This window comes from Cupriavidus basilensis, from assembly GCF_000832305.1.
Taxonomy (GTDB): domain Bacteria; phylum Pseudomonadota; class Gammaproteobacteria; order Burkholderiales; family Burkholderiaceae; genus Cupriavidus; species Cupriavidus basilensis_F.
In genome coordinates, this window is the sequence record NZ_CP010536.1 from 3,880,268 (window position 1) to 3,904,457 (window position 24,190).

Annotated in this window: 24 protein-coding genes and 1 tRNA gene; 13 read left to right on the forward strand and 12 right to left on the reverse strand. The window is 64.4% G+C overall.

Annotation, left to right across the window (positions count from 1 at the left end; all coding sequences use genetic code 11):
- The first annotated feature begins 107 nt into the window (after window positions 1-107).
- Together RR42_RS17930 and RR42_RS17935 are read left to right on the forward strand one after the other, a co-directional pair.
- Window positions 108-770, forward strand: a complete 663-nt coding sequence (locus RR42_RS17930) for an RNA pyrophosphohydrolase (RefSeq protein ID WP_043349734.1) — start codon at window positions 108-110, stop codon at window positions 768-770.
- Window positions 763-1,392, forward strand: coding sequence for a CNP1-like family protein (locus RR42_RS17935; protein WP_043349738.1), 630 nt, complete (start codon window positions 763-765; stop codon window positions 1,390-1,392). Before RR42_RS17930 ends, RR42_RS17935 begins: the two co-directional genes overlap by 8 nt.
- Before the next feature lie 79 nt (window positions 1,393-1,471).
- Here the strand turns inward: RR42_RS17935 and proB are convergent, their stop codons facing one another.
- Window positions 1,472-2,590: a glutamate 5-kinase gene (gene proB / locus RR42_RS17940; RefSeq protein WP_043349741.1), complete on the reverse strand. Its 1,119-nt coding sequence runs from the start codon at window positions 2,588-2,590 to the stop codon at window positions 1,472-1,474.
- A gap of 39 nt (window positions 2,591-2,629) precedes the next feature.
- Window positions 2,630-3,730, reverse strand: a complete 1,101-nt coding sequence (gene obgE, locus RR42_RS17945) for a GTPase ObgE (protein ID WP_043349742.1) — start codon at window positions 3,728-3,730, stop codon at window positions 2,630-2,632.
- Here obgE and RR42_RS39750 point away from each other — a divergent pair.
- The gene (locus RR42_RS39750) at window positions 3,720-3,902 is read left to right on the forward strand and encodes a hypothetical protein (RefSeq protein ID WP_144409845.1); all 183 of its coding nucleotides are present in this window, start codon (window positions 3,720-3,722) and stop codon (window positions 3,900-3,902) included. The genes obgE and RR42_RS39750 overlap by 11 nt on opposite strands.
- Here RR42_RS39750 and rpmA read toward each other — a convergent pair.
- Together rpmA and rplU are read right to left on the reverse strand one after the other, a co-directional pair.
- Entirely contained in the window at window positions 3,880-4,140 is a 261-nt protein-coding gene (gene rpmA / locus RR42_RS17950) for a 50S ribosomal protein L27 (protein ID WP_006162509.1), read from the reverse strand. The two genes, RR42_RS39750 and rpmA, sit on opposite strands and share 23 nt — an antisense overlap.
- A gap of 69 nt (window positions 4,141-4,209) precedes the next feature.
- The gene (gene rplU, locus RR42_RS17955) at window positions 4,210-4,521 is read right to left on the reverse strand and encodes a 50S ribosomal protein L21 (protein ID WP_006162510.1); all 312 of its coding nucleotides are present in this window, start codon (window positions 4,519-4,521) and stop codon (window positions 4,210-4,212) included.
- A gap of 572 nt (window positions 4,522-5,093) precedes the next feature.
- Between rplU and ispB the strand changes: the two genes are divergently transcribed.
- Both ispB and RR42_RS17965 read left to right on the forward strand, forming a co-directional pair.
- Window positions 5,094-6,023, forward strand: coding sequence for an octaprenyl diphosphate synthase (gene ispB, locus RR42_RS17960; RefSeq protein WP_052494691.1), 930 nt, complete (start codon window positions 5,094-5,096; stop codon window positions 6,021-6,023).
- Window positions 6,024-6,133: 110 nt separating this feature from the next.
- A tRNA-Pro gene (locus RR42_RS17965) sits at window positions 6,134-6,210 on the forward strand.
- Window positions 6,211-6,419: 209 nt separating this feature from the next.
- Here the strand turns inward: RR42_RS17965 and RR42_RS17970 are convergent.
- Entirely contained in the window at window positions 6,420-6,809 is a 390-nt protein-coding gene (locus RR42_RS17970) for a hypothetical protein (RefSeq protein ID WP_043349747.1), read from the reverse strand.
- Window positions 6,810-7,098: 289 nt separating this feature from the next.
- On the opposite strand from RR42_RS17970, the gene RR42_RS17975 reads away from it, so the two are divergent.
- The 7 genes from RR42_RS17975 to RR42_RS18005 all read left to right on the forward strand — a co-directional run bounded on the left by RR42_RS17975 (window position 7,099) and on the right by RR42_RS18005 (window position 14,612).
- On the forward strand, window positions 7,099-8,469 hold the full coding sequence (locus RR42_RS17975; protein WP_043349750.1) for a Fic family protein: 1,371 nt from the start codon (window positions 7,099-7,101) through the stop codon (window positions 8,467-8,469).
- A 286-nt stretch (window positions 8,470-8,755) separates the two neighbouring features.
- Window positions 8,756-10,510, forward strand: a complete 1,755-nt coding sequence (pilB, locus tag RR42_RS17980) for a type IV-A pilus assembly ATPase PilB (protein ID WP_043349753.1) — start codon at window positions 8,756-8,758, stop codon at window positions 10,508-10,510.
- A gap of 30 nt (window positions 10,511-10,540) precedes the next feature.
- Window positions 10,541-11,806 carry a type II secretion system F family protein gene (locus RR42_RS17985; RefSeq protein WP_043349756.1) on the forward strand — a complete coding sequence of 422 codons (1,266 nt, stop codon included), beginning with the start codon at window positions 10,541-10,543 and terminating at the stop codon, window positions 11,804-11,806.
- Window positions 11,807-11,809: 3 nt separating this feature from the next.
- Window positions 11,810-12,727: a prepilin peptidase gene (locus RR42_RS17990; RefSeq protein WP_236701932.1), complete on the forward strand. Its 918-nt coding sequence runs from the start codon at window positions 11,810-11,812 to the stop codon at window positions 12,725-12,727.
- Between the two features lie 60 nt (window positions 12,728-12,787).
- Window positions 12,788-13,399, forward strand: coding sequence for a dephospho-CoA kinase (gene coaE / locus RR42_RS17995; protein ID WP_043349760.1), 612 nt, complete (start codon window positions 12,788-12,790; stop codon window positions 13,397-13,399).
- Between the two features lie 264 nt (window positions 13,400-13,663).
- Window positions 13,664-14,422, forward strand: coding sequence for a cell division protein ZapD (zapD, locus tag RR42_RS18000; protein WP_043349763.1), 759 nt, complete (start codon window positions 13,664-13,666; stop codon window positions 14,420-14,422).
- Between the two features lie 4 nt (window positions 14,423-14,426).
- Window positions 14,427-14,612: a DNA gyrase inhibitor YacG gene (locus tag RR42_RS18005; protein ID WP_043349767.1), complete on the forward strand. Its 186-nt coding sequence runs from the start codon at window positions 14,427-14,429 to the stop codon at window positions 14,610-14,612.
- A 39-nt stretch (window positions 14,613-14,651) separates the two neighbouring features.
- Here RR42_RS18005 and RR42_RS18010 read toward each other — a convergent pair whose 3' ends face one another.
- The 5 genes from RR42_RS18010 to RR42_RS18030 form a co-directional block, all read right to left on the reverse strand.
- Window positions 14,652-15,092 (reverse strand): NUDIX domain-containing protein, encoded by a 441-nt coding sequence (locus tag RR42_RS18010; RefSeq protein WP_043349769.1) that lies wholly within the window; start codon window positions 15,090-15,092, stop codon window positions 14,652-14,654.
- On the reverse strand, window positions 15,089-15,991 hold the full coding sequence (locus RR42_RS18015; RefSeq protein ID WP_043349772.1) for an ATP-binding protein: 903 nt from the start codon (window positions 15,989-15,991) through the stop codon (window positions 15,089-15,091). The genes RR42_RS18010 and RR42_RS18015 overlap by 4 nt, the downstream gene beginning before the upstream one ends.
- 101 nt (window positions 15,992-16,092) lie before the next feature.
- Window positions 16,093-17,322 (reverse strand): bifunctional glutamate N-acetyltransferase/amino-acid acetyltransferase ArgJ, encoded by a 1,230-nt coding sequence (gene argJ / locus RR42_RS18020; protein WP_043349776.1) that lies wholly within the window; start codon window positions 17,320-17,322, stop codon window positions 16,093-16,095.
- Between the two features lie 131 nt (window positions 17,323-17,453).
- Complete coding sequence (secA, locus tag RR42_RS18025; RefSeq protein WP_043349779.1) at window positions 17,454-20,237, reverse strand: preprotein translocase subunit SecA; 2,784 nt, start codon at window positions 20,235-20,237, stop codon at window positions 17,454-17,456.
- A gap of 270 nt (window positions 20,238-20,507) precedes the next feature.
- On the reverse strand, window positions 20,508-21,443 hold the full coding sequence (locus RR42_RS18030) for a M23 family metallopeptidase (protein WP_043349784.1): 936 nt from the start codon (window positions 21,441-21,443) through the stop codon (window positions 20,508-20,510).
- Between the two features lie 94 nt (window positions 21,444-21,537).
- Here RR42_RS18030 and RR42_RS18035 point away from each other — a divergent pair, with 94 nt between their 5' ends.
- Window positions 21,538-22,050 carry a DciA family protein gene (locus RR42_RS18035; RefSeq protein ID WP_043349787.1) on the forward strand — a complete coding sequence of 171 codons (513 nt, stop codon included), beginning with the start codon at window positions 21,538-21,540 and terminating at the stop codon, window positions 22,048-22,050.
- Between the two features lie 121 nt (window positions 22,051-22,171).
- On the opposite strand, the gene lpxC is transcribed toward RR42_RS18035, so the two are convergent.
- Window positions 22,172-23,089 (reverse strand): UDP-3-O-acyl-N-acetylglucosamine deacetylase, encoded by a 918-nt coding sequence (gene lpxC, locus RR42_RS18040; protein WP_043349791.1) that lies wholly within the window; start codon window positions 23,087-23,089, stop codon window positions 22,172-22,174.
- 173 nt (window positions 23,090-23,262) lie between these two features.
- Window positions 23,263-23,769 (reverse strand): peroxiredoxin, encoded by a 507-nt coding sequence (locus tag RR42_RS18045; protein WP_043349795.1) that lies wholly within the window; start codon window positions 23,767-23,769, stop codon window positions 23,263-23,265.
- Between the last annotated feature and the right edge of the window lie 421 nt (window positions 23,770-24,190).

The following is a 24,190-nucleotide window of genomic DNA, read 5'->3' on the forward strand; positions in this document are numbered from 1 at the left end:
ATTATGCAGCGCTTTTTGCTCGGGGAAAACCAGCACCCCGTTGCACAAAGCCCCATTACGCGCTTCCTTTATAATCAACCTAATTCTAAAGGATTCGAGGTGCAGTCATGCTCGATCGTGAAGGCTTTCGCCCGAACGTCGGCATCATCCTCATCAACGCACGGAACGAGGTGTTCTGGGGCAAGCGCATCGGCGAACATTCGTGGCAGTTTCCTCAAGGCGGCATCAAATACGGCGAAACGCCGGAACAGGCGATGTACCGCGAGCTACATGAAGAAGTCGGTCTGCTGCCCGAGCATGTCAGGATTGTCGGTCGCACACGCGACTGGCTGCGTTATGAGGTGCCGGACAAGTTCATCCGCCGCGAAATCCGCGGCCATTACAGGGGACAGAAGCAGATTTGGTTCCTGTTGCGCATGGCGGGCCGCGATTGCGACATCCGCCTGCGCGCCACCGACCACCCGGAGTTCGATGCCTGGCGCTGGAGCCATTACTGGGTCCCGCTAGACGCTGTCATCGAGTTCAAGCGCGATGTCTACCAACTCGCGCTGACCGAGTTGTCCCGCTTCCTGCAGCGCAATACCCGCGCGCCGCTGAGCCCCTACGGCACCCACGGCCGGCACGGTTCGGTGCGCGCAGGTTATGCTCGCGCGGGGCTGGACGAGCATCCCGACAGCGTTCCGGACCTGGTGCATCAGGACCTGGCCCACGATCCGGGCCCAATATCGCCGGCCCAGCCGGCGTCCACAGAACGGAGTACCGATGATTGATTTTGCCGGCCGCGGCTTGCGCCCGAGCCTGCCCGCCGCCTGCTTGCTGGCGGTAACCCTTTGCCTCGGCCTGGCCGGCTGCGGCAGCGCGTCCAAGCCGCAACACGTCCCCATGCCGGACGAGTCAGAGGATTACACGCCAAAGAAGGAGTTCAGCATCCTCGACCCGTTCGCCGCGAAGGAATTCAGGGAAGTGGAGACAGCGCTGCCTGCGCCGCCGCGGGATGCGGACCTGATCCCGTTCGAAGTCAGCCCCGCCGGCAACTTCACCTTCGCCGTCGACGGCAAGTCCGTTGCCGTGGGTGCGGACGGCGCGGTGCGTTATACGGTGGTCATCACCGGTGCCAGCGGCATGCGCAACGTGAGCTTCGAGGCCGTGCGCTGCGACACCTTCGAGCGCAAGATGTACGCTACCTTGCCCAGGGGCGCGACCGAGTGGGTCCGCAACCGCACCGACGACCGCGATGGCTGGGTCCAGCTGGCAGGCATCGCGCGCAACAACTATGGTGCGGCGCTGGCCAAAGATTTCCTGTGCGAGGGCCGCTCAGCGGCTGGCAATGCGAAGGACATCGTCAAGGACTTGCGTGGCGAAGCGCCGCGCAAGAGCGCGATCACGCGTTGATGGCGGCAACGGCGCGGTAGTACGGCGCCGGAACAGGCAAAAAAAAGCCCGCGATCGCTCGCGGGCTTTTTTGCGTCGCTCAGACCAGTACCAGGTTGTCCCGGTGGATCAGCTCGTGCTCGTTCTGGTGGCCAAGCACCCGCTCGATCTCGGACGAGGGCTTGCGCGCGATCAGCTTGGCTTCCGAGCTGGCGTAGTTGGTGATGCCGCGCGCCACCTCATGGCCCGCCGCGTCGATGCAGGCAATGACCTCGCCACGCGCGAACTCGCCCTGCACTTCCACCACGCCGATCGGCAGCAGCGACTTGCCGCCGCTGGTGAGCTTGTCCGCCGCGCCGGCATCGATCACCACCCGCCCGCGCAACTGCAGGTGGTCGGCCATCCATTGCTTACGCGCGGTCAGGCGGCCGGTGGGGGCCAGCAGTTGCGTGCCGATGCCTTCGCCCCCGGCCAGCCGCTCCAGCACATTGGCTTCGCGCCCGGATGCGATCACGGTATGCGCGCCCGACTTGGCGGCGCGCTTGGCTGCCAGAATCTTGGTCAGCATGCCGCCGCGGCCGATCGACGTGCCGGCGCCGCCGGCCATGGCCTCGAGCTCTACCGCGCCAGCCAGCGCCTCGTCCACGAACTCGGCCTGCGGGTTGCTGCGGGGATCGGCGGTATAGAGGCCCCGCTGGTCGGTCAGGATCACCAGCGCGTCGCCTTCAATCAGGTTGGTGACGAGCGCACCCAGGGTGTCGTTGTCGCCAAACTTGATTTCGTCGGTGACCACGGTGTCGTTCTCGTTGATGATGGGCACGACACCCAGCGACAGCAGGGTCAGCAGGGTCGAGCGCGCATTGAGGTAGCGCTCGCGGTCAGCCAGGTCGGCGTGGGTCAGCAACACCTGGGCGGTACGGATGCCGTAGCGGCCGAACTGGCTTTCGTAGACCTGGGCCAGGCCCATCTGGCCCACTGCCGCCGCGGCCTGCAGTTCGTGGATTTCCTTGGGGCGGCGCACCCAGCCGAGGCGCTGCATGCCCTCGGCGATAGCGCCGGAGCTGACCAGCACGACTTCCTTGCCGGCCATGCGCAGCTTGGCGATCTGTGCCGCCCAACGGGCGATGGCCTCGTGATCGAGGCCCTTGCCGTCGTTGGTCACCAGGCTGGACCCAACCTTCACGACGATACGTTTTGCCTGGGCGATGACCGATTGCATGGTGGGAATCCTGTCTGCTGGGTACTGCTGTTCTTGTAGTTAGTTCTGCTCGCTGCCGGACTGGTCGACGTTGTGCAGGCGGTCATCCAGGCGAATGTCCGGCTCCGCCAGCGCGGCGACTTCCTCGGCCTTGATCGCGGCCAGGTGATCCTTGATCGCGTAGATCAGTTCGCGGCAGCCTTCGCCGGTCAGGGCGGAGATGCGGAACACCGGGCCCTTCCACTTGTAGCGCTTGACGAAGTCCTTGACGCGCGCATCGCGCTCTTCCTCGGGCACCACGTCCAACTTGTTCAATACCAGCCAGCGCGGCTTTTCGTACAGGCTTTCGTCGTACTTCTTCAGCTCGTTGACGATGGCGCGGGCTTCCGCCACCGGGTCCACGGCTTCATCGAACGGCGCCAGGTCGACGATATGCAGCAACAGACCCGTGCGCTGCAAGTGGCGCAGGAACTGGTGGCCCAGCCCGGCGCCTTCCGCGGCGCCTTCGATCAGGCCGGGGATGTCGGCCACCACGAAGGACTGCTCGTGATCGACCCGCACCACGCCCAGGTTGGGATGCAGCGTGGTGAAGGGGTAGTCGGCCACCTTCGGGCGCGCATTGGAAATGTGGGAGATAAAGGTCGACTTGCCAGCGTTTGGCATGCCCAGCAGGCCCACGTCGGCCAGCACCTTGAGCTCCAGCTTGATCATGCGGCGCTCGCCCGGCTTGCCGTCCACCTGCTGGCGGGGCGCGCGGTTGGTACTGGACTTGAAGTGCAGGTTACCCCAGCCGCCCAGGCCACCCTCGGCCAGGCAAACGGTCTGGCCATGCTCGGTCAGGTCGGCGATCAGTTCGCCGGAATCCATGTCGAGGATCTGCGTGCCGACCGGCATGCGCAGGTTCACATCTTCGCCGCCCGCGCCATAGCAATCAGCGCCCCGGCCATTCTCGCCGTTGCGCGCCACGTGCTTCTTGGCGTAGCGGAAGTCGATGAGCGTGTTGATGTTGCGGTCGGCCACCGCGTAGACGCTGCCGCCGCTGCCGCCGTCGCCACCGTCGGGGCCACCGAAGGGCACAAATTTCTCGCGCCGCATCGATGCGCTGCCATTGCCGCCGTTGCCGGCGATGACTTCAATTCTGGCTTCGTCGATGAACTTCATGATGACCTTCCGTGGTGTAGCGACCGCAAAGCGCGTGCCCGGCCGGGATGGCAAGGCCGCGGGCGCGGCGAATGGCGACAATGACATTGTCGCCAGAAAAGAAAAAGCCCCGCAAGTACTGCGGGGCCTTCATGCTGCAAAGGCTGTGATCAGACTGCCGGAACGACGCTGACCTGCTGCTTCTTGGCAGCGCCCTTGACGGCGAACTGCACGTGGCCGTCGACGAGAGCAAAGAGGGTGTGATCCTTGCCAATGCCAACGTTATCGCCCGGGTGCACGCGGGTACCGCGCTGACGCACGATGATGCTGCCGGCGTTGATGGCTTGACCACCAAACACCTTGACGCCCAGACGCTTCGATTCGGAATCGCGGCCGTTCCGTGTGGAACCGCCGCCCTTTTTCTGTGCCATGACTAACTCCTGTCGCTTTACTTTACCTAGTTACGCTTGAATTCGATTCGATAAGGACTGAGCGCTGGCTCAGCCAATGATCTCTTCGATGCGCAGCTCGGTGTAATTTTGACGATGGCCTTGACGCTTTTGATAGTGCTTGCGACGGCGCATCTTGAAGATCTTCACCTTATCGTGACGACCTTGGGAGATAACGGTAGCCTTGACGGAAGCCCCGCTAACCAGCGGCGTACCAAACTTGAGTTGGTCGCCTGCGCCCACTGCGAGCACCTGGTCGAGCGTGATTTCTGCGCCAATGTCTGCCGGTATCTGTTCTACTTTAAGTTTTTCGCCAGCAGCAACCTTATATTGCTTGCCGCCGGTTTTTACGACCGCGTACATTGTCGAACCTCTCGATGTGAAATAAAACGCCGAAAGCCAACGCCGGCGCGCCCTTGCGTCCGTTTCATCCCGATCCAGGCAACGACCAGGAAAGGGAAAACAGACAAGCCGGACGGCCCAATTGGCCCGGTTATCTCCCACCAGCGCATCTGCAGACAACACAAAGCGGCCGGAGGAAACCCACGATTCTATACCAAAGCCGGGAAAAGTACAAAGAAAACAGGCACATAGCCTGCCCGGCGCCGCGTGGCGCCGCCTGAAGCACTTCCCCGCCCACCCGGGTCAGGTCAGGTCCGCGAGCAGGAAACCCGCCAGGGCGGCGAAAGCTGCCCACAGCGCGGTGCGCCGGAGCTGGCGGCGCGAGGAGGAAGGTGGCTGGGTCATGGCGGCATTATAGGTGCACGGGACCACCATGCCCGCTTTGCTCGCGCCGTGCCAGCACGCCTTGTCGCACCCCCCGTTCAGGGGACATACATACACCCGCATCGCTTATAATCGACGGGTTTTGCGTAACGGTGAACATCTTGTCCCAGTCTTCCGCCACTGCCTTGCTTGCCCCGGTCGCTGCCGACATGCGCGCCGTTGATTCGGTTATCCGCCAGCGCCTCGCCTCGGAAGTGCCCCTGATCGAGCAGATCGGCGAGTACATCATCAGCGCGGGCGGCAAGCGCCTGCGTCCGGTGATCCTGCTGCTGTCCGCACGGGCCTTCGGATACGACGGCAACCGGCACCACGAACTGGCCGCGGTGGTCGAGTTCATCCATACCGCCACGCTGCTGCACGACGACGTCGTCGACGAGTCGGAGCTGCGCCGCGGCCGCCAGACCGCCAACGCGGTCTTCGGCAACGCCGCGAGCGTGCTGGTAGGCGACTTCCTCTATTCCCGCGCCTTCCAGATGATGGTCGACGCCGGCAGCATGCGCATTATGGAGATCCTCTCCAATGCCACCAATGTGATCGCCGAAGGTGAAGTGCTGCAGTTGCTGAACATGCACGACCCCGACGTCACGGTGGAGCGCTACCTGCAGGTGATCCGCTACAAGACCGCCAAGCTCTTCGAAGCCTCGGCCCAGTTAGGCGCCGTGCTGGCCGGCGCCGATGCCGCCACCGAAGAAGCTGCCGCGGAGTACGGACGGCGCATCGGCACCGCGTTCCAGCTGATCGACGACATGCTGGACTACACCGCCAGCGCCGAGCAGATGGGCAAGAATGCCGGCGACGACCTGCGTGAAGGCAAGCCCACCCTGCCGCTGCTGCACCTGCTCGAGCACGGCACCGCGGAGCAACGCACACTGGCTCGCGAAGCCATCGTGCAAGGCGGCACCGAGCATTTCGATGCGGTGTTCGCCGCGATCCACGCCAGCGGCGCGCTCGAGGTCACCTTCCAGGCAGCCCAGCGCGAAGCCGAAGCCGCGGAGATAGCCGCCCAGCGGTTCCCCGACTCCCCACTGAAGCAAACGCTGATCGACCTGTGCGCGTTCTCGCTGCAACGGCAGTCCTGACGTCAAAGCGCCCCGTGTCGGTGGCCTCTTCCATTCCGGAAAAAAGGCTGCTACACTTGTGTGCTTTCGCGCTGCAGCAGTAATTAGCAGGCAACGCAGAGAAAAACAAACGGGGTGTAGCTTAGCCTGGTAGAGCGCTACGTTCGGGACGTAGAGGCCGGAGGTTCGAATCCTCTCACCCCGACCAGATTTTCCTTGTTCAACAAGGCAAGGACATAAAGCCCAGCAATCGCTGGGCTTTATGCTTTGTGGCCATCATCTGTGTGTGGCAAGCCTGTGCCACGACGACGCCGTGAAGACCAAGCCCGGGCGCCGAGGCTCGCTGCGCGAGGCTGGGCCAGCCGGGCGCCTCCAGCTCCAGCCAATCGGGCCATCGGGACCGGCCAGAGGCCAAGCTCAGGCGAGTTTTTCCTTCAGGAACGCCACGAGATACGGGGTAGCGGCGGCGGCCACCGTCGATGCGGTGGACGGGTCGATGCCCATTCTCCCCGCCAGCGACTCAGCCACCCGGCCGCTCAGGATACCTTCCCCACCTTCCGTCAGCGACTTGAAAAAACCGTCGCCCCGCACCAGGCCTGCTGCGAAGGCCGCAAAAAAGCTCCGGCCCGCATGCTCGCCCATCAGACCGCCACTCTGCTCTTCAACGTGGGCGTGCGCGGTTTCTGCGGCCTGGCTCAGCATTTGCTGCGCATCCTCCGCACCGATGCCCTGAGCCGCCAGCGCTTGGGTGGCCTGGCTCCCGTGCTCGGAGGCCAGAAATTCAGAAACGAGTTGCTGTACATCCATGGAACACCTTCCTGCAGAAGTTACGATTTAGAGTCCCGAACGCGGGGTTGAGGCGACTGACCTGCGGAAGCCACCTCATCATGTTATCAACCCTACGTGAAGCCTGACCGCGACGCCATACCGTCCACTATGGAAGCCCGATAAGCAAACGCATCGGCGTCGAGAAGGTTCTCAGCACTCGATAGGAATTTGAGCAGATTCGGTCTGAACGGGCACAATCTTCTCAAAGCCCGACAATCCTATCATTCAGATGATAAGATTTTGATAAATTTATCAACGGTGAGAACTCATGTCGGGCAAACCGCTGCCGGAGACCATCCTCGAGTACGTCAGGCGCGAACAGCAGGCCGGTTCGGCGGGGGTTTCAGCCGGAGCCATTCAGGCCCACTGCGCCCGCTCAAGGCCAACCGTCAACCGCGCGTTGGCCCATCTGGTAGCAACAGGTGCCCTTGAGCGGCAAGGGGCTGGCCGGTCCGTGAGCTATCGTGTCTGCGCATCGACCCCTATCTCGGAGACCCGCCCGGCCCCGCCGGTCGCCGGTCGCGAAGCACATGCTTCTCCACCCTGGAGTGGCGCTGGGCACACGCTCATCAGCGCGCTATCGGCGCCGCTGGGTGCGCGCCATCCGGTCTCTTACCAGCGCTCCTTCGTCGCCGGCTATCAACCCAACGCTTCCAGCCTGCTTCCCGCCACGCTGGCCACGCAGCTTTACGAGATGGGCAGGTCGAAGGACCAGCAGCCCGCCGGCACCTATGCGCGCAAGGTGCTCGAGCAACTGCTCATCGACCTGTCCTGGTATTCGTCCCGGCTCGAAGGCAACCGCAAGAGTCTGCTCGACACGCGCGCCCTGTTCGAAAAAGGCCGCTCCGAGAGTGATGACCGGGACGCCACGATGCTGCTCAATCACAAGGACGCCATCGAATTCATGGTCGACGCGGTGCCCACCGAAGGCATCACCGTGCCCGTGGCACGCAACCTGCAAAGTCTGCTCATGCGCGACCTGCTGCCAGACCCGGCCGACCTCGGGGCCATCCGGCAGAAAATCGTCAATATCCAGGACACGGTCTATGTACCGAGCCAGGTCCCCAGCCTGCTCGAAGAGACGCTGCACGACATCGTCGACAAGGCGAGGCTCATCCGCAACCCCGTCGAAGCCGCGTTTTTCCTGTGGGTCAACCTCGCCTACCTGCAGCCCTTCGTCGATGGCAACAAGCGCACCAGCCGGCTGGCCGCCAACATGCCGCTCATGCTGGCAAATTGTTCGCCGCTGTCCTTCCTCGACGTCGGACAGAGCGACTACGCGCTGGCGATGCTGGGCGTCTACGAACGGCTCGATGTGACACTTGCGGCCGAACTGTTCGACTGGACCTACCGCCGCTCCATCGCCAAGTACCAAGCGGTCGTCGAGGCCATGGGCGGACCGGACCCGCTGCGGGTGCGTTACCGCGAACCGCTCGGCGAGGCGATTCGGCAGATTGTCTTCGTCGGGGCGAGCTTCGCGCAGGCCGTGGAAGGGGCTGGCGTCGCGCAAGCGGATGCAGCCGCGTTTCGCGCGATGCTGAACACGGAACTCGAGCACCTGGAGGCCTACAACTGTGCCCGCTACCGCCTGCCCATCAGCAAGACGCAAGAGTGGATTGACCTGGGACGCCCACACTAGCCCTGAAATACAAAACGCCCGATGAGGTTCATCGGGCGTCTATTACCTTGGAGCGCTAGGCGCCCACGGCGCCACAAAACCTGTCAACCTATGTCAGGACCTGACAGCGGCCCTGGCTTGCCAATCCCGATTCCCACCCCTTCCCCATCCCCCCGCGCAAGTAGGGTTGCGCCCGTGTCGTGCAAACGGCAACACCCCATCCGGTGCGCCTTTACAAAAAGTGACCCCGGCGGCAAACTGCCCCGATTCGGGGTCCTCGGCTGCTTGCGGCCAATCGTTTTTTGCCATGACACTTGGTCTAGCTCTTGCACAGAGCCGGCGTATCGCGCCGGCCCTGCTCGCCCAGCTTGAACAGTCGGCACGAGAAAAAAAGTCGCAGCTGATCGACGAGATCATTGCCAGCGGCACCATGACTGCACATGATGTGGCGATCTTCGCGGCTGATAAGTATCAGCTGCCGCTGATCGATCTGAATCAGTACAACCTCAACAAGGTGCCGCCGGCGCTGGCGGGCAATCGCGAGTTCCACGCGCACCGCCTGCTGCCACTGGGCCGGCGCGAGAACCGCCTGGTGCTGGCGTTGTCCGACCCGGGCAACCAGGCCGGGCTGGACGCCATCAAGCAGAAATACAACGTGCCGGTGGAACCCGTCGTGGTCGAGCACGACAAGCTGATGCAATATGTGCGCTCGGCTTCCGACGACAGCAGCGGCTCGATCAAGTCGATCGGTCCCGGCCATGTCGAGCGCAAGATGATCGACTACGACCCGGTGGCGTCCGCCGGGGCGCTGCGCAACAAGACCGCGGCCGACATCGACGACGCGCCAGTGGTTCGCTTCCTGCACAAGCTGCTGACGGAAGCCTTCCATCGCGGCGCCTCCGATCTTCACTTCGAGCCGTTCGAGACCTTCTACCGCATCCGCTTCCGGGTGGATGGCGTGTTGCAGGAAGTGGCACGGCCGCCAGTGGACATCCGCGACAAGATCTCCACCCGGATCAAGGTGCTGTCGCGCCTGGACATCTCGGAAAAGCGCGTGCCGCAAGATGGCCGCATGAAGCTGCTGATCGCGCTGCCCAAGGAAAAGGGCGGCGACAAAGACGGCAAGGACAGCAAGGAGCCCAAGGAAACCGTGGAGAAGGCGATCGACTTCCGCGTCTCCACGCTGCCGACGCTGTTCGGCGAGAAGATCGTGATCCGGATCCTGGAGTCATCGTCCGACAAGCTCGACATCGACCAGCTCGGCTACGAGCCGGCGCAAAAGGCGCTGCTGCTGGACGTGATCAAGCGCCCCTACGGCATGGTGCTGGTGACCGGCCCCACCGGCAGCGGCAAGACGGTGTCGCTGTACACCTTCCTGAACCGGCTGAACCAGGGCGACATCAATATCTCGACCGCCGAGGATCCGGCGGAAATCCAGTTGCCCGGCATCAACCAGGTCAACGTCAACGAAAAAGCCGGCCTGACTTTCTCCGCCGCGCTGCGCTCCTTCCTGCGCCAGGATCCCGACATCATCATGGTCGGCGAAATCCGCGACCTGGAGACCGCCGACATCTCGATCAAGGCTGCACAGACTGGCCACCTGGTGTTCTCGACGCTGCACACCAACGACGCGCCGACCACGCTCACGCGCCTGATGAACATGGGTGTCGCGCCGTTCAATATCGCGTCGAGCGTGCTGATGATCACCGCGCAGCGGCTTGCGCGGCGGCTGTGCACCTGCAAGCGCCCCGGCGAGCTGGCGCGCGAGGTGCTGGCCGACGCCGGCTTCCAGGACGAGGACCTCGACGGCAGCTGGCAGCCTTACCACCCGGTCGGGTGCGAGCGCTGCAACGGCAGCGGCTACAAGGGCCGCTGCGGCATCTACCAGGTGATGCCGATCACCGAGCCGATGCAGCAGATCATCCTCGCGCATGGCACGGCGCTGGAAATCGCCGAACAAGCGCGTAAAGATGGCGTGCTATCGTTGCGCGAAGCTGGCCTGGCCAAGGTGAAGCAGGGTCTCACCTCGCTCGAAGAAGTGCTGGCCACAACAAATATGTAAAACAACAAAAGATGTCATTAGGGGTCAATCATGGCGACACGCGCACCGGCCGCAGCCGCTCGCAAGGCGGCCGCGCCCACGGGGAAACCAGGGCGCAAGGCACCCACGCAGTACCTGTTCGAGTGGGAAGGCAAGGACCGCAAGGGCAAGGCGTTCTCGGGCGAGCTGCGCGCGGAGAGTCAGGCCGAGGTCAATGCCACGCTGCGAAAGCAGGGGCTGACGGTCGTCAAGCTGAAAAAGCGGCGGGCCGCGCGCGGGAAGAAGATTACCCAGAAGGACATCGCGTACTTCACGCGCCAGCTGTCCACCATGCTCAAGGCGGGCATCCCGTTGCTGCAATCGATCGACATCATCGCGCGCGGGCATGCCAACCCCAACTTCACCCAGTTGCTGTCCGAGATCCGCTTTGACATCGAATCCGGCAGCAGCATGGCGCAGGCCTTCCGCCGCCATCCGCGCTACTTCGACACGCTTTACTGCAACCTGATCGATGCCGGCGAGCAGGGCGGTATCCTGGACGCCCTGCTGGAGCGCTTGTCGCTCTATATGGAAAAGACCATCGCGCTGAAGAGCCAGATCAAGTCAGCCATGATCTACCCGATCGCCGTGCTGAGCGTGGCCTTCGCGGTGACGGTCATCCTGATGATCTTCGTGATCCCGGCGTTCAAGGGCGTGTTCTCCAGCTTCGGCGCCAACCTGCCGGCGCCGACCCTGGTAGTGATCGCCATGTCGGACTTCTTCGTCGACAATTGGTACCTGATCATCGGCGCGCCGATCATCGGCATCACGATGTACATACGCGGGCTAAAACGCTCGGAGAAGGTCCAGCGCGCCAGTGACCGCCTGTTGCTCAAGCTGCCGATCTTCGGCTCGCTGTTCCGCAAAGCGGTGATCGCCCGCTGGACTCGCACGCTTGCCACCATGTTCGCCGCCGGCACGCCGCTGGTGGAATCGATGGAGTCGGTCGCCGGCGCCGCCGGCAACTGGGTCTACTACGACGCCACCAAGGAAATCGAGCAATCGGTACGCATCGGTACCAGCCTGACCAACGCCATGCAGGCAACCCATGTCTTCGATAGCATGGTGTTGCAGATGACGCAGATCGGCGAGGAATCCGGCGCGCTGGATAACATGCTGCTGAAGGTGGCGGAGTTCTACGAGCGCGAGGTCGATGACGCTGTCGCCGCCATCTCCAGCCTGATCGAGCCGCTGATCATCGTGGTCCTGGGCGTGCTGATTGGCGGCATGGTGGTGGCAATGTATCTTCCGATCTTCAAACTGGGACAGGTGGTGTAAGGCATGTGGCTGTTTTCCGCGGATGGCGCCAGTGGCGCGATTTCTTCACTGGCTGCCCCCGCGCAGACCATTGCCGAGCTGGCGGCGCTGCCGCCCTGGTTCCTGGTCGCCGCCGCCGCGCTGATCGGCTTGCTGGTCGGCAGCTTCCTCAACGTGGTGGTGCACCGCCTGCCGCGCATGATGGAGCATGACGAAGCCAACTATATCGCGTCGCTGCGCGACGACCCGATCCCCCACCCCGAGCCCTACAACCTGATGGTGCCGCGCTCGGCGTGCCCACACTGCGGACACGCCATTGGCGCCCTGGAGAACATTCCGGTACTGAGCTACCTGTTCCTGCGCGGGCGCTGCTCATCGTGCGCCGCGCCCATCGGCGCGCGCTATCCCCTGGTGGAGGCGGGCACCGCGCTGCTCACCGCGCTGGCCACCGCGCACTTCGGCCCGACCTGGCAGGCTCTCGCTGCCATCGCCCTGATCTGGGCCCTGATCGCCCTCACCCTGATCGACGCCGACACGCAGCTACTGCCCGACCAGATCACGCTGCCGCTGGTATGGCTGGGCCTGCTGCTCAATCTCGGCGGGCTGTTCGCACCGCTGGCGGATGCCGTGATCGGCGCGGCCGCCGGCTACCTGCTGCTGTGGACGGTGTACTGGATCTTCAAGCTGGTGCGGGGCAAGGAAGGCATGGGCTATGGCGACTTCAAGCTGATGGGCGCGCTGGGCGCCTGGTTCGGCTGGCAGGCCCTGCCGGCGCTGGTGCTGCTCTCCTCCGTGGTGGGGCTGGTTTTCGCGCTTGCCAATATCGCGCTGCGCCGTCAGGATCGCGATACGCACTTCGCCTTCGGCCCTTATATCGCCGGAGCCGGGCTGCTTGTGCTGTTCTTTGGGCCCAACGTGCTGCCGCTGGGCATTGTGGGCTGAACGGGCGCCGGCCGCCGCAAGGCAGCCCCTATCACACCCACAGCGAGCTTCGAGACCTACATGCTGCAAATCGGACTGACCGGAGGCATCGGCTCTGGCAAGACCCGCGTGGCGGACCTTTTTGCCGCGCGCGGCGCCGCCCTGATCGATACCGACCTGCTCGCGCACGAGATCACCGCGCCGGGCGGGCTGGCCATCCCTGCCCTGCTGGAAGCCTTTGGCCCCGCCTGCCTGCGCGCCGACGGCGCCATGGACCGCAATGCCATGCGCGAGCTGGTGTTCTCGGACCCGGCGGCCAAGGCCCGGCTGGAGGGCATCACCCACCCCCTGATCCGCCAGTTGACCGAGGCGCGCGCCGCCGCGATCCGCGCTGGCGGACTGCATCCTTACCTGATCTACGTGGTCCCGCTGCTGGTCGAGTCGGGCTCATGGCGTGCACGGGTGGACCGGGTGCTGGTGGTGGATTGCAGCGAGGCCACGCAAGTTGCACGGGTCATGGCGCGCAACGGTTTTTCCCAGGGCCAGGTCGAGGCCATCATGGCCAGGCAGGCCAGGCGCAGCGAACGCCTGGCCGCCGCAGATGATGTGGTCGACAACGAGGGCCCGCCGGAAGCCCTGCCCGCCCAGGTGGATCGCCTGGACCAGATGTACCGCACCCTGGCTGGCGCCTAGGCAGTCACAGGCAGGGTGACTGGCAGCATCCTTGTGTGGTGCTGCATGCGACACCCCAAGTCGGCTGTTTCATTGTCCTGTTTGGCGGTCTCGCATAGAATGCGCTGGAATCACGAGGGAAATGGCCGCATACTGCCGATGTTGCGGGCCCAGGCCGATTCACATCGCGCGGGCCCGGATACACCGTGAGCCTCGCCGCTCCGGCAATGCCGCCCGGGTCAGATTGCCCACCCGCCAACCCGCCATGTTGCACGGATACACCCATTGATTCTGTACGAATATCCTTTTAACGAACGCATCAGGACTCTCCTGCGCCTGGAAGACCTGTTCGATCGGCTGGATTATTTTCTCGGCCAGGATCACGCCCTGCAGCATCACGTGGCGTTGACAACGCTGTTCGAGATCATCGACGTCGCCGGCCGCGCGGACCTGAAGACCGACCTGCTCAAGGAACTGGAACGCCAGCGCCAGGCGCTTGCCGCGCTGCGCGCCAATCCGCAGATCGACCAGGGCGCGCTGGATGGCGTCATCAGCGAGATCGAGCAGGCCATGGCCCAGCTCAACCAGACGGTTGGCAAGGCCGGCCAGTTGCTGACCGATAACGAGTGGCTGACCAGCATCCGCAGCCGCGCCATCATCCCGGGCGGCACCTGCGAGTTCGACCTGCCGGCCTACTACGCCTGGCAGCACCGCCCCGTCGAAGACCGCCGCGCGGACATCCTCAAGTGGGTGCGCCCGCTGGTGCCGCTGCGCCTTGGCACCAACACCGTGTTGCGCCTGCTGCGCGAGTCCGGCCAGAGCGGCAAGGTCATCGCCACCGGCGGCAGTTACCAGCAGATGCTGTCCGGTCGCAGCTACCAGCTGATGCAGGTGCTGCTGGATGAATCGCTGCTGGCCTTCATCCCCGAGATGAGCGCCAACAAGTACATGCTGTGGGTCCGTTTCACGCAGCAGGATGGCGATCTGCGTCCCCGTTCGGTCGACGCCGACATCCCCTTCCTGCTCAAGCTCTGCAATTTCTGAAGCAATGACAACCGTAGTCAAATGCCCCACCTGCGGCACGGACGTGGCCTGGGTACCCGAGAGTAAATTCCGTCCCTTCTGCTCGAACCGCTGCAAGCAGATCGACCTGGGCGCGTGGGCGTCCGAAAAATACGTGATTGGCGGCAAACCCGGCGAGGAACCCTCGCCGGACGAGCAAGACGAGGACTAAGCACCGCGCGACCGTTGCGGCCGCGACGCTTCAGGCAGTTCAGGCGCTACCGCTCTCGGCAGCCAGCCAGTCCACCACGGGGATGGTAGCGGGCAGCAAGGGGCCTACATCCACCGGCGCCGATTGCCACGAGAAGGCCTGGCCCTCGCGGCCGACCAGCTCGCCCGTCCACGCAGTGACCTTGCAGAAATGCAGGCGCACATAGGCATGCGGGTAATCATGCTCCAGCACATGCCAGCGCACGCTGGCGCCCACCTCGATGCCGAGCTCCTCATGCAGCTCGCGCGCCAGCGCCTCTTCCACCGATTCGCCCGGCTCCAGCTTGCCGCCCGGGAACTCCCAGTAGCCTTCATAGGGCTTGCCCGCCGGCCGCTGGGCCAGCAGGAAGCGCCCGTCGGGCCGCACCAGCACGCCAACGGCGACCTCGGTCACCTTACGCACCGGCGCCGCCGCATCGGTCACCTGCGATGCCTCGCTCATGCCTGGCCGTCCTGCGCCGAGGCCATGTAAGGCTTGCCATGCTTGCCGCCCCAATCTCGGGCGAACTGCCAGGCCACCCGCCCCGAGCGCGAGCCGCGCTCCAGCGCCCACACCAGCGCATCGCCACGCGCGGCGGCGATGTCTTCGGCGCTGCAGCCAAAGTGCCCGAGCCAGTGGCCGACGATGGCCAGGTACTCGTCCTGCTTGGGCGGGTAGAACGACAGCCACAGCCCGAAGCGCTCGGACAGCGAGATCTTTTCCTCCACCACTTCGCCGGGATGGATCTCGCCATCGTCGGTGTGCCGGTAGGTCTCGTTGTCCTTCATGTACTCGGGCAGCAGATGGCGGCGGTTGGAGGTGGCGTAGATCAGCACATTGTCCGACTGCGCGGCCACCGAGCCGTCCAGCGCCGACTTCAGCGACTTGTAGCCCGACTCGCCTTCTTCGAACGACAGGTCGTCGCAGAAAATGGCAAAACGCTCGGGACGCCCCGACAACTGCTCGACGATATCGCCGAGGTCGCCCAGGTCATCCTTGTCCACTTCCACCAGGCGCAGGCCGTCCTTGACGAAGGCATTGAGGCAGGCCTTGATCAGCGAGGACTTGCCGGTGCCGCGCGCGCCCGTCAGCAACACGTTGTTGGCCGGCAAGTGCTGCACGAACTGGCGCGTATTGGCCACGATGGCATCCTTCTGCCGCTCGATGTTCTTCAGGTCGTCGAGATGGATCGGCGGCAGCTGGCGGATCGCCTGCAGGTAGCCGATGTTGCCGAACAGGCTCTGCCGCTTGCGCCAGCGGAAGGCGACGGCCTGCTCCCAGTCAGCGTCGGTCAGCTGGGGCGGAAGCCATTGTTCAAGGCGGGCGAGGAAACTATTGAGGCGGGCAGCAAGGTCTGACATGGCGGCTTGGGGGAAAAGCGGATCGTTGGCAGGGGAGCGAGGGGCTGGCGTGCCGTGCCCGCGCTGGCGGGAGCGGCACGCATTGCGTGCCTGGCCGGTGCTTACGAACGATAGTCCGCGTTGATCGAAACGTAGTCGTGCGACAGGTCGCAGGTCCAGACCGTGGCGGCGGCATCGCCACGGCCCAGCGCGATGCGCACGGTGATTTCGGCCTGCTTCATCACACGCTGGCCGTCTTCCTCACGATACTCGGGGTTGCGGCCACCGTCGCGCGCGACCAGGACATCGTCCAGCCACAAATTGACACGCTCCACGTCGAGATCGTCCACGCCGGCATAGCCCACCGCGGCCAGGATGCGGCCCAGGTTGGGGTCCGAGGCGTAGAAGGCGGTCTTGACCAGCGGCGAATGCGCCACCGCGTAGGCGATCAGGCGGCATTCGGCCACGTCCTTGCCGCCCTCGACCTGGATGGTCATCAGCTTGGTGGCACCTTCGCCATCGCGCACGATCATCTGCGCCAGTTCCTGCGACAGGTCGGTCAGCGCGGCACGCAGGGCCTCGAAATCCGCACCCTCGGCACGCTCGATGGCCGGCGCGCCGGCCTTGCCGCTAGCGATCAGCACGAAGGAGTCATTGGTCGACGTGTCGCCATCGATGGTGATGCTGTTGAAGGAGTGATCCGCCGCGTACGACACCAGCGCCTGCAGCACATCCTGCGACACGGTGGCATCGGTGGCGACGAAGCCGAGCATGGTGGCCATATTGGGACGGATCATGCCCGCACCCTTGCTGATGCCGGACAGCGTCACGGTCTTGCCGCCGATCTGCACGGTGCGCGAGGCGGCCTTGGGCTGGGTGTCGGTGGTCATGATCGACTCCGCCGCGGCCAGCCAGTTGTCGGGCTTGGCATTGGCGATGGCGGCGGGCAACGCGGCGGTGATGCGGTCCACCGGCAGCGGCTCGAGAATCACGCCGGTCGAGAACGGTAGCACTTGCTCGGGTGCAATGCCGAGCTGCGCGGCCAGCGCATCGCAGGTGGCGCGCGCATTGGCCAGGCCCGGCTCGCCGGTGCCGGCATTGGCATTGCCGGTGTTGACCACGATCGCGCGGATGCCCTTGCCGGCGGCCAGGTGTTCGCGGCAGACCTGCACCGGTGCGGCGCAGAAGCGGTTGCGGGTGAACACGCCCGCCACGGTGCTGCCTTGGGCAACGCGCACCACCAGCACGTCCTTGCGGTTGGCCTTGCGGACACCCGCTTCGGCCCAGCCGAGCTCGACTCCGGCGACAGGTTTCAGGTTTTCTGCCAGCGGCAGGGGCAGGTTGACGGCCATGTGCGTTCCTCTATGCGTTCGACGTTGCTGGTTTTGCTCGTGCCAGACGGCTGCGCTCTCAACTGAATGCACCGCCCCTGACGAACATGCCCGCTTGCGCGGGCATGTTTGCTGACTTCACGGTGCGCGGCTTAGCTGAGCTTGCCGTGGCACTGCTTGAACTTCTTGCCGGAGCCGCATGGGCAGGGATCGTTGCGCCCCACCTTGGCCATGTCCGCGGCTTGCGCCGCAGCGGCGTAGGCAATGCCGGCGCGCTCGGGTGCGCTGCTGCCCACGCTCTCCGCGCCCTGCGTGGCCTCGTCGAACTCCTCGTGCTTGTACTGCACGTTGGCGAGGTGCGACAGGCCTTCCTCGATCTGCTCCGAGGCCTGCTCGAGCTCCTCCGGCGACTGGATCTGCACGTTGAAGATCACGCGGGTGACTTCCACCTTGATCACGTCCAGCAGACTGGCGAACAGCTCGAACGACTCGCGCTTGTATTCCTGCTTGGGATCCTTCTGCGCATAGCCGCGCAGGTGGATGCCCTGGCGCAGGTGATCCAGCGCGGCCAGGTGCTCGCGCCAGTGCGTGTCGATGCTTTGCAGCATTACCGAACGTTCGAAGCCGGCAAACGATTCGCGGCCAACCTGGTTGACCTTGGCATCGTAGCGCTCGTCGGCGGCACGCATGATCTTGTCCAGCAGCACCTCGTCCTCGATGCTCTGGGCGGCCTCGATGGTCGCGGCCAGCGGCAGGTCCAGGGACCATTCCTCGCGCAGCTTGGTCTCCAGGCCCTTGATGTCCCACTGCTCTTCCATGGTGTCGGCCGGCACGTGGTCGCGGAACATCTCGACCAGCACGCTCTGGCGCAGGTTCTTCACCATCTCGCCAACGTCTTGCGACTCGAGCACCTCGTTGCGCAGCTTGTAGATTTCCTTGCGCTGGTCGTTGGCCACGTCGTCGTACTGCAGCAACTGCTTGCGGATATCGAAGTTGCGGCCTTCCACCTTGCGCTGGGCGGACTCGATCGAGCGCGTGACGATGCCCGCTTCGATCGGCTCGCCTTCCGGCATCTTCAGGCGCTCCATGATGGCGCGCACGCGGTCGCCGGCAAAAATGCGCAGCAACTGGTCGTCCAGCGACAGGTAGAAGCGGGACGAGCCCGGATCGCCCTGGCGGCCGGCACGGCCGCGCAGCTGGTTGTCGATACGGCGCGACTCATGGCGCTCGGTGCCCACGATATGCAGGCCGCCGGCGGCCTTGACCTGCTCGTGCAGCGACTGCCACTCGCCTTCCAGATGGGCGATGCGCGCAGCCTTGTCGGCCTCGGAGAGGCTTTCATCGGCCTCGATGAAGCCAGCCTGCTTCTCCACGTTGCCGCCCAGCACGATGTCGGTGCCACGGCCCGCCATGTTGGTGGCGATGGTGATCATCTTGGGGCGGCCCGCCTGCGCCACGATCTCGGCTTCGCGCTCGTGCTGCTTGGCGTTGAGCACCTGGTGCGGCAACTTGGCCTTGTCGAGCAGCCCGGACAGGTATTCCGAGGTCTCGATCGAGGTGGTGCCCACCAGCACGGGCTGGCCGCGCTCGTAGCAATCGCGGATATCGCGCACCACGGCGTCGTAGCGTTCGTTCGAGGTCTTGTAAATCTGGTCCTGGAAGTCCTTGCGCTGGGCGCCACGGTTGGTGGGGATGACCACCACTTCCAGGCCGTAGATCTCCTGGAATTCGTAGGCTTCCGTATCGGCCGTGCCGGTCATGCCGGACAGCTTCTCGTACATGCGGAAGTAGTTCTGGAAGGTGATCGTCGCCAGCGTCTGGTTTTCCTGCTGGATCGTCACGCCTTCCTTGGCTTCCACGGCCTGGTGCAGGCCGTCGGACCAGCGCCGTCCGGTCATCAGGCGGCCGGTGAACTCGTCGACGATAACGACTTCGTCGTTCTGCACCACATAATGCTGGTCGCGATGGAACAGGCTCTGCGCGCGCAGCGCGGCGTAGAGGTGATGCATCAGCGTGATGTTCTGCGGCGCGTAGAGCGATTCGCCCTCGCCGATCAGGCCTTGCTGCATCAGGATCTCTTCGGCCTTCTCGTGGCCCGCCTCGGTCAGGTAGACCTGGTGGCCCTTTTCGTCGACGAAATAGTCGCCCGGCTTCTCGACGCCGGTGCCGTCGGCTTTTTCCTCGCCGATCTGGCGCACCAGCAGCTTGGGCACGCCGTTCATGCGCTGGTACAGGTCGGTCTGGTTCTCCGCCTGGCCCGAGATGATCAGCGGAGTGCGCGCTTCGTCGATCAGGATCGAATCCACCTCGTCGACGATGGCGTAGTTCAGCGGACGTTGCACGCGCTGGCCAGGGTCGTAGACCATGTTGTCGCGCAGGTAGTCGAAACCGAACTCGTTGTTGGTGCCGTACGTGATGTCGGACGCATAGGCAGCGGCCTTCTGGTCGTGCGGCATCTGCGACAGGTTCACGCCGACCGACAGGCCGAGGAAGTTGTACAGGCGCCCCATCCACTCGGCGTCACGCTGGGCCAGGTAGTCGTTGACCGTGACAACGTGCACACCGCGGCCGGTAATGGCATTGAGGTACACCGGCAGCGTCGCGGTAAGGGTCTTGCCCTCGCCGGTGCGCATTTCAGCGATCTTGTTGTCGTTGAGCACCATGCCGCCGATCAGCTGGACGTCAAAGTGGCGCATCTTCATGATCCGCTTGCTGGCCTCGCGGCACACCGCGAAGGCCTCGGGCAGCAACGCCTCGAGCGACTCCCCGGCGGCGTGGCGCTGCCGGAAAATCTCGGTCATGCCACGCAGGTCGTCATCCGAAAGTGCCTCGAACTTCGGTTCCAGCGCATTGATCTGCGCGACGGTCCTGCCATATTGTTTGATCAGCCGTTCATTACGGCTGCCGAAGACTTTCTTGAGAAGGCCCGTGATCATCGATTGCTTTCACCTACGCGAGTGGTACGCCGCCGTGGTACGCACTAGGGCGGCCTAGCCGCCGGCTTGGCCGGCTGCCCAGGGCGGACCGCGCGAGGAAATAGGAAGATTGGCGCAAAACGCCGAGTTTATCACGCGCGCGGGTCACGACCGGAACCAAGCGGCAGGTGAAACGCTGCGCAAACCACACCACGCATCCCCCACCACTTGACGGCCCGGACACAACCCGCGCATCCAATCCTTCCGACATCGGGGCGACGCCCCGGTTCTTCAACGGACGAGATTGCGATCGGTGGGGTCCGGCGCCTGGGCAACCTGGGCTGGCGCTGGCTTGGCGATGGCCAGGAAGCGATTCGGGTTTTGCGGCACACCGTCCACATGCACCTCGAAATGCAGGTGCGCGCCGGTGGAGCGCCCGGTGGAGCCCACCAGGGCGATCTGCTGGCCAGGCTTGACGAGGTCGCCGGCCTTCACCTGCAGCTTGGACGCGTGCGCATAGCGGGTCTTCAGGCCGTTGCCGTGGTCGATGTCGATCAGGTTGCCATATTCCGGATGCCATTCCGCCGCGACCACCACGCCGCCGGCCGCCGCCACGATCGGGGTGCCCGTGGGTGCCGAAAAATCCACACCATCGTGCGGGGTACGGCGCCCGGTGAACGGATCGAAGCGCCAGCCAAAGCCGGATGCGTCGTAGCCGCTAGCCACCGGCAGCATGCGCGGGACACGGCGGCTCTCGCTCTGGCGATCCAGCAAGGTACTTGCCACCGCGTCGAAATAGTCCGCGTGCTGCTCGGCCTGATCCGACAGGCGTGCCAGCGCAAGCTGCAACTCGGGCAGGCTCGAGGTGCGCGATTGCGCTGATGCGGCCAGGCCGCCGCGCCCGGGCGGATGCTGGAAGTTGAATTCCTTGGGCGCGATGCCGGCCAGTCCCGAGACCCGCTCGCCAAGCGCGTCCAGCCGCACCATCCGGGCCTGGATCTCGCCCACGCGGGTCGCGAGCACATTGAGGTTGGCCCGCAGGTAGGCGTCGTCGCCCGGTACCCGGGCCGGCGCGGCGATGCCCGAGCGGGCCACGACCCAGGTCAGGGCCGACGACAGCAGCGCGACGACCAGGCACAGCAATGCGATGCCGGCAAGGACCTTGCCCCGCGACAGGGTGAAATGGCGAACACGCGGTAGGCGTGGGTGAAGCACGATGATCTGCATGGCGCAACTCCTTCTCATGCCTGGCCGGCGCAGGCCGGGCAGCCGCGACGCATAAGCCGCCGCACTGACGCGAACGGCACGCTAGAATGCGCGCATGCGCATGTTTACCCATTACGCCCTCCAGACGCCCGCCGCCAAGCCGCTTAACGACTGGCTGGACAAGGCTGGCCCCGTCTCGGCCCTGATGCAGACGGCACGGGAACTGGCGGTACTGGAGGCTGAGGTGCTATCGCTCCTGCCACGCGGACTGCAGGATGGCATCGCTGTAGCCGGCGTCAAGCAAGACGCCCGCGGCATCGGGCAAGGCCAGTCGGAGCGAACTTTGCTGTTGCTTGCCGCCCATGGGGCCGCAGCGGCACGCGTCCGACAAGTGGTCCCCACACTACTTTCCAGGCTACAGCAGCGGGGATCGCAGATTACCGCAATCCGGGTGAGGGTACAACCGGAGGTCGGGCGGCAGGGCGATTGGGACACCGGGCCGGTGGTGAAGCCCAAGGTGGCGCGGATGTCGGCGACCGGCTTGTCCAGCCTGACACAGTTGGCCCAGGAACTCCCCGCGTCGCCGTTGCGCGATGCGCTGAATACGCTGTTGTCGCACCATCGGTGAAGGCGTCGGCGGGCGCTGATACATGAAGCGCAAGCCTGTTCGACGCCCAAACGTGAAAAAGCCGGCCTGGAGGCCGGCTTTTACATAGGACCGTGCAGCGGCCCTGAATTCCCTTCCCGCGCTACGCGAACGCCGGTGCCAACTGCGGCAGGAACGCTAGCGGCGCATCCTCGACGCGCTCGAACGTCACCATCTCGTAGGCTTCCTGATCGGCCAGCAACGCGCGCAACAGCTGGTTGTTGAGCCCGTGCCCGGACTTGTTGGCGATATACGCGCCAATCAGCGGATGCCCGACCACGTAGAGGTCGCCAATCGCATCCAGGATCTTGTGGCGCACGAACTCGTCGCCGTAGCGCAGTTCTTCGTTGTTCAACATGCGGTGCTCGTCGAGCACGATCGCGTTGTCCAGGCTGCCGCCGCGCGCCAGGCCCATCTCGCGCAGGGCTTCCACTTCATGGGCGAAGCCGAAGGTGCGGGCACGGGCGATTTCGCGCACATAGCTGGTGTCGGCGAAGTCGATGGCGAAGGTCTGGCCGGTCTTGTCCACCGCGGGATGACGGAAATCGATGGTGAACGCCAGCTTGAAGCCAAAGAAAGGCTCCAGGCGCGCCAGCTTGTCGCCTTCGCGCACTTCCACGGCTTTCTTCACGCGGATGAAACGCTTGGGCGCCGATTGCTGCTCGATCTCGGCCGACTGCAGCAGGAAGACGAAAGACGCGGCACTGCCGTCCATGATGGGGATTTCTTCGGCGTCGACATCCACATACAGGTTGTCGATGCCAAGGCCCGCGCAGGCGGACATCAAATGCTCCACGGTCGAGACGCGTGCGCCGTCCTTCTGCAGGACCGACGCCAGGCGCGTGTCGCCAATGGCTGACGCGCTCGCGACGATTTCGACAGCTTCGGGCAGGTCGACGCGGGTGAATACGATGCCGGTATCCACCGGGGCCGGGCGCAGCGTCAGCGTCACTTTACGGCCCGAGTGCAAACCAATGCCAACGGTCTTGACCAGGGATTTGATGGTGCGCTGTTTTAGCATGACAGTCCCAGCTATTATTAAAATCTATCAAATACACTTTCTAATACAACGATTTTACCATCGCTTCGTTTGCTGCGCTGCGTCACTTTGTTTCGGTGTGTTAGCAAGAAGAAATAAATCACAATAAATGCACAAAAAATCACTTTAGTGACGTGTGCTGACACACTCGCGTATTACGCGCGCAACGCAGCCAGCACGGCTTCGGCGCTGCTGACCTTGAACTCGCCGGGCGCTTCAAGCCACAGATGGGACACCACGCCATCGTCAAGCACCATGGCATAGCGCTTGGAGCGTATGCCCATGCCGCGTGCGGTCAGGTCTTGCTCCAGGCCCAGCCGGCGGGTCCATTCGGCACTGCCGTCGGCCATCATGCGCACACGGCCGCCAGTCTGCTGCTCCCGGCCCCAGGCGCCCATGACAAAGGCGTCGTTGACCGACACACACCAGATCTCGTCCACGCCGGCGGCGCGCAGCGCGTCCGCCTGCGCGACGAAGCCCGGCACATGCTTGGCGGAACAGGTCGGCGTAAAGGCGCCGGGCAGGCCGAACACCACGATCTTGCGGCCACGCGCGAGTTCCAACGCGGAGAAGGAATTGGGCCCAAGGGCGCAACCGCCGGTTTCGACCTCAAAGAACTCATTCAGCGTGGCGTCCGGCACACGCGCTCCAATAGCGATCATGCTGTGTCTTCCTGTCTCGGTAAAAACCCTGCTTAGCATCATAGTGCGCCCGCCGCGGGTGCCCAAGGCGGTTCACCGCCCGTTACTTCGTCGGAATCCTCCGACAAGGCGGTACCCAGGCACTCACGCAGGGAACATCGGGGGGCTCGCGCCACGTGGCGCACGACGATTACATCACTTGAAGGCGGCCTTTCATGCTGCGGGCCACGCTGCTCTTGAAATAAATCCGCGCGCCGATCTTGCGATCAACGCGCGGACGACGGCACATCCCGGCCGGGAGGGGCGGGAGACCAGTCCGGGGAGGCGGCCGGAGGCACGCCTGTCCCGGCGACGGGATGCAGCCTGAGCGTCAGCGAAAGGGCAGCCAGGCAGGTTGCCGCTCAGTCCGAGACCACCGGGCGGAACACGAGCGTAGGGAGCG

Coding starts and splice junctions, on each gene's coding strand:
- RR42_RS18010 (WP_043349769.1), bottom strand. CDS start 15,092: ATGAGCGAGGCATCGCAGGTGACCGATGCGGCGGCGCCGGTGCGTAAG.
- RR42_RS17970 (WP_043349747.1), bottom strand. CDS start 6,809: ATGGATGTACAGCAACTCGTTTCTGAATTTCTGGCCTCCGAGCACGGG.
- rplU (WP_006162510.1), bottom strand. CDS start 4,521: ATGTACGCGGTCGTAAAAACCGGCGGCAAGCAATATAAGGTTGCTGCT.
- RR42_RS17935 (WP_043349738.1), top strand. CDS start 763: ATGATTGATTTTGCCGGCCGCGGCTTGCGCCCGAGCCTGCCCGCCGCC.
- RR42_RS18015 (WP_043349772.1), bottom strand. CDS start 15,991: ATGTCAGACCTTGCTGCCCGCCTCAATAGTTTCCTCGCCCGCCTTGAA.
- RR42_RS39750 (WP_144409845.1), top strand. CDS start 3,720: ATGAACTTCATGATGACCTTCCGTGGTGTAGCGACCGCAAAGCGCGTG.
- pilB (WP_043349753.1), top strand. CDS start 8,756: ATGACACTTGGTCTAGCTCTTGCACAGAGCCGGCGTATCGCGCCGGCC.
- RR42_RS17930 (WP_043349734.1), top strand. CDS start 108: ATGCTCGATCGTGAAGGCTTTCGCCCGAACGTCGGCATCATCCTCATC.
- RR42_RS18005 (WP_043349767.1), top strand. CDS start 14,427: ATGACAACCGTAGTCAAATGCCCCACCTGCGGCACGGACGTGGCCTGG.
- RR42_RS17985 (WP_043349756.1), top strand. CDS start 10,541: ATGGCGACACGCGCACCGGCCGCAGCCGCTCGCAAGGCGGCCGCGCCC.
- secA (WP_043349779.1), bottom strand. CDS start 20,237: ATGATCACGGGCCTTCTCAAGAAAGTCTTCGGCAGCCGTAATGAACGG.
- RR42_RS17975 (WP_043349750.1), top strand. CDS start 7,099: ATGTCGGGCAAACCGCTGCCGGAGACCATCCTCGAGTACGTCAGGCGC.
- RR42_RS17990 (WP_236701932.1), top strand. CDS start 11,810: ATGTGGCTGTTTTCCGCGGATGGCGCCAGTGGCGCGATTTCTTCACTG.
- coaE (WP_043349760.1), top strand. CDS start 12,788: ATGCTGCAAATCGGACTGACCGGAGGCATCGGCTCTGGCAAGACCCGC.
- RR42_RS18035 (WP_043349787.1), top strand. CDS start 21,538: ATGCGCATGTTTACCCATTACGCCCTCCAGACGCCCGCCGCCAAGCCG.
- obgE (WP_043349742.1), bottom strand. CDS start 3,730: ATGAAGTTCATCGACGAAGCCAGAATTGAAGTCATCGCCGGCAACGGC.
- argJ (WP_043349776.1), bottom strand. CDS start 17,322: ATGGCCGTCAACCTGCCCCTGCCGCTGGCAGAAAACCTGAAACCTGTC.
- proB (WP_043349741.1), bottom strand. CDS start 2,590: ATGCAATCGGTCATCGCCCAGGCAAAACGTATCGTCGTGAAGGTTGGG.
- RR42_RS18030 (WP_043349784.1), bottom strand. CDS start 21,443: ATGCAGATCATCGTGCTTCACCCACGCCTACCGCGTGTTCGCCATTTC.
- rpmA (WP_006162509.1), bottom strand. CDS start 4,140: ATGGCACAGAAAAAGGGCGGCGGTTCCACACGGAACGGCCGCGATTCC.
- lpxC (WP_043349791.1), bottom strand. CDS start 23,089: ATGCTAAAACAGCGCACCATCAAATCCCTGGTCAAGACCGTTGGCATT.
- RR42_RS18045 (WP_043349795.1), bottom strand. CDS start 23,769: ATGATCGCTATTGGAGCGCGTGTGCCGGACGCCACGCTGAATGAGTTC.
- ispB (WP_052494691.1), top strand. CDS start 5,094: ATGCGCGCCGTTGATTCGGTTATCCGCCAGCGCCTCGCCTCGGAAGTG.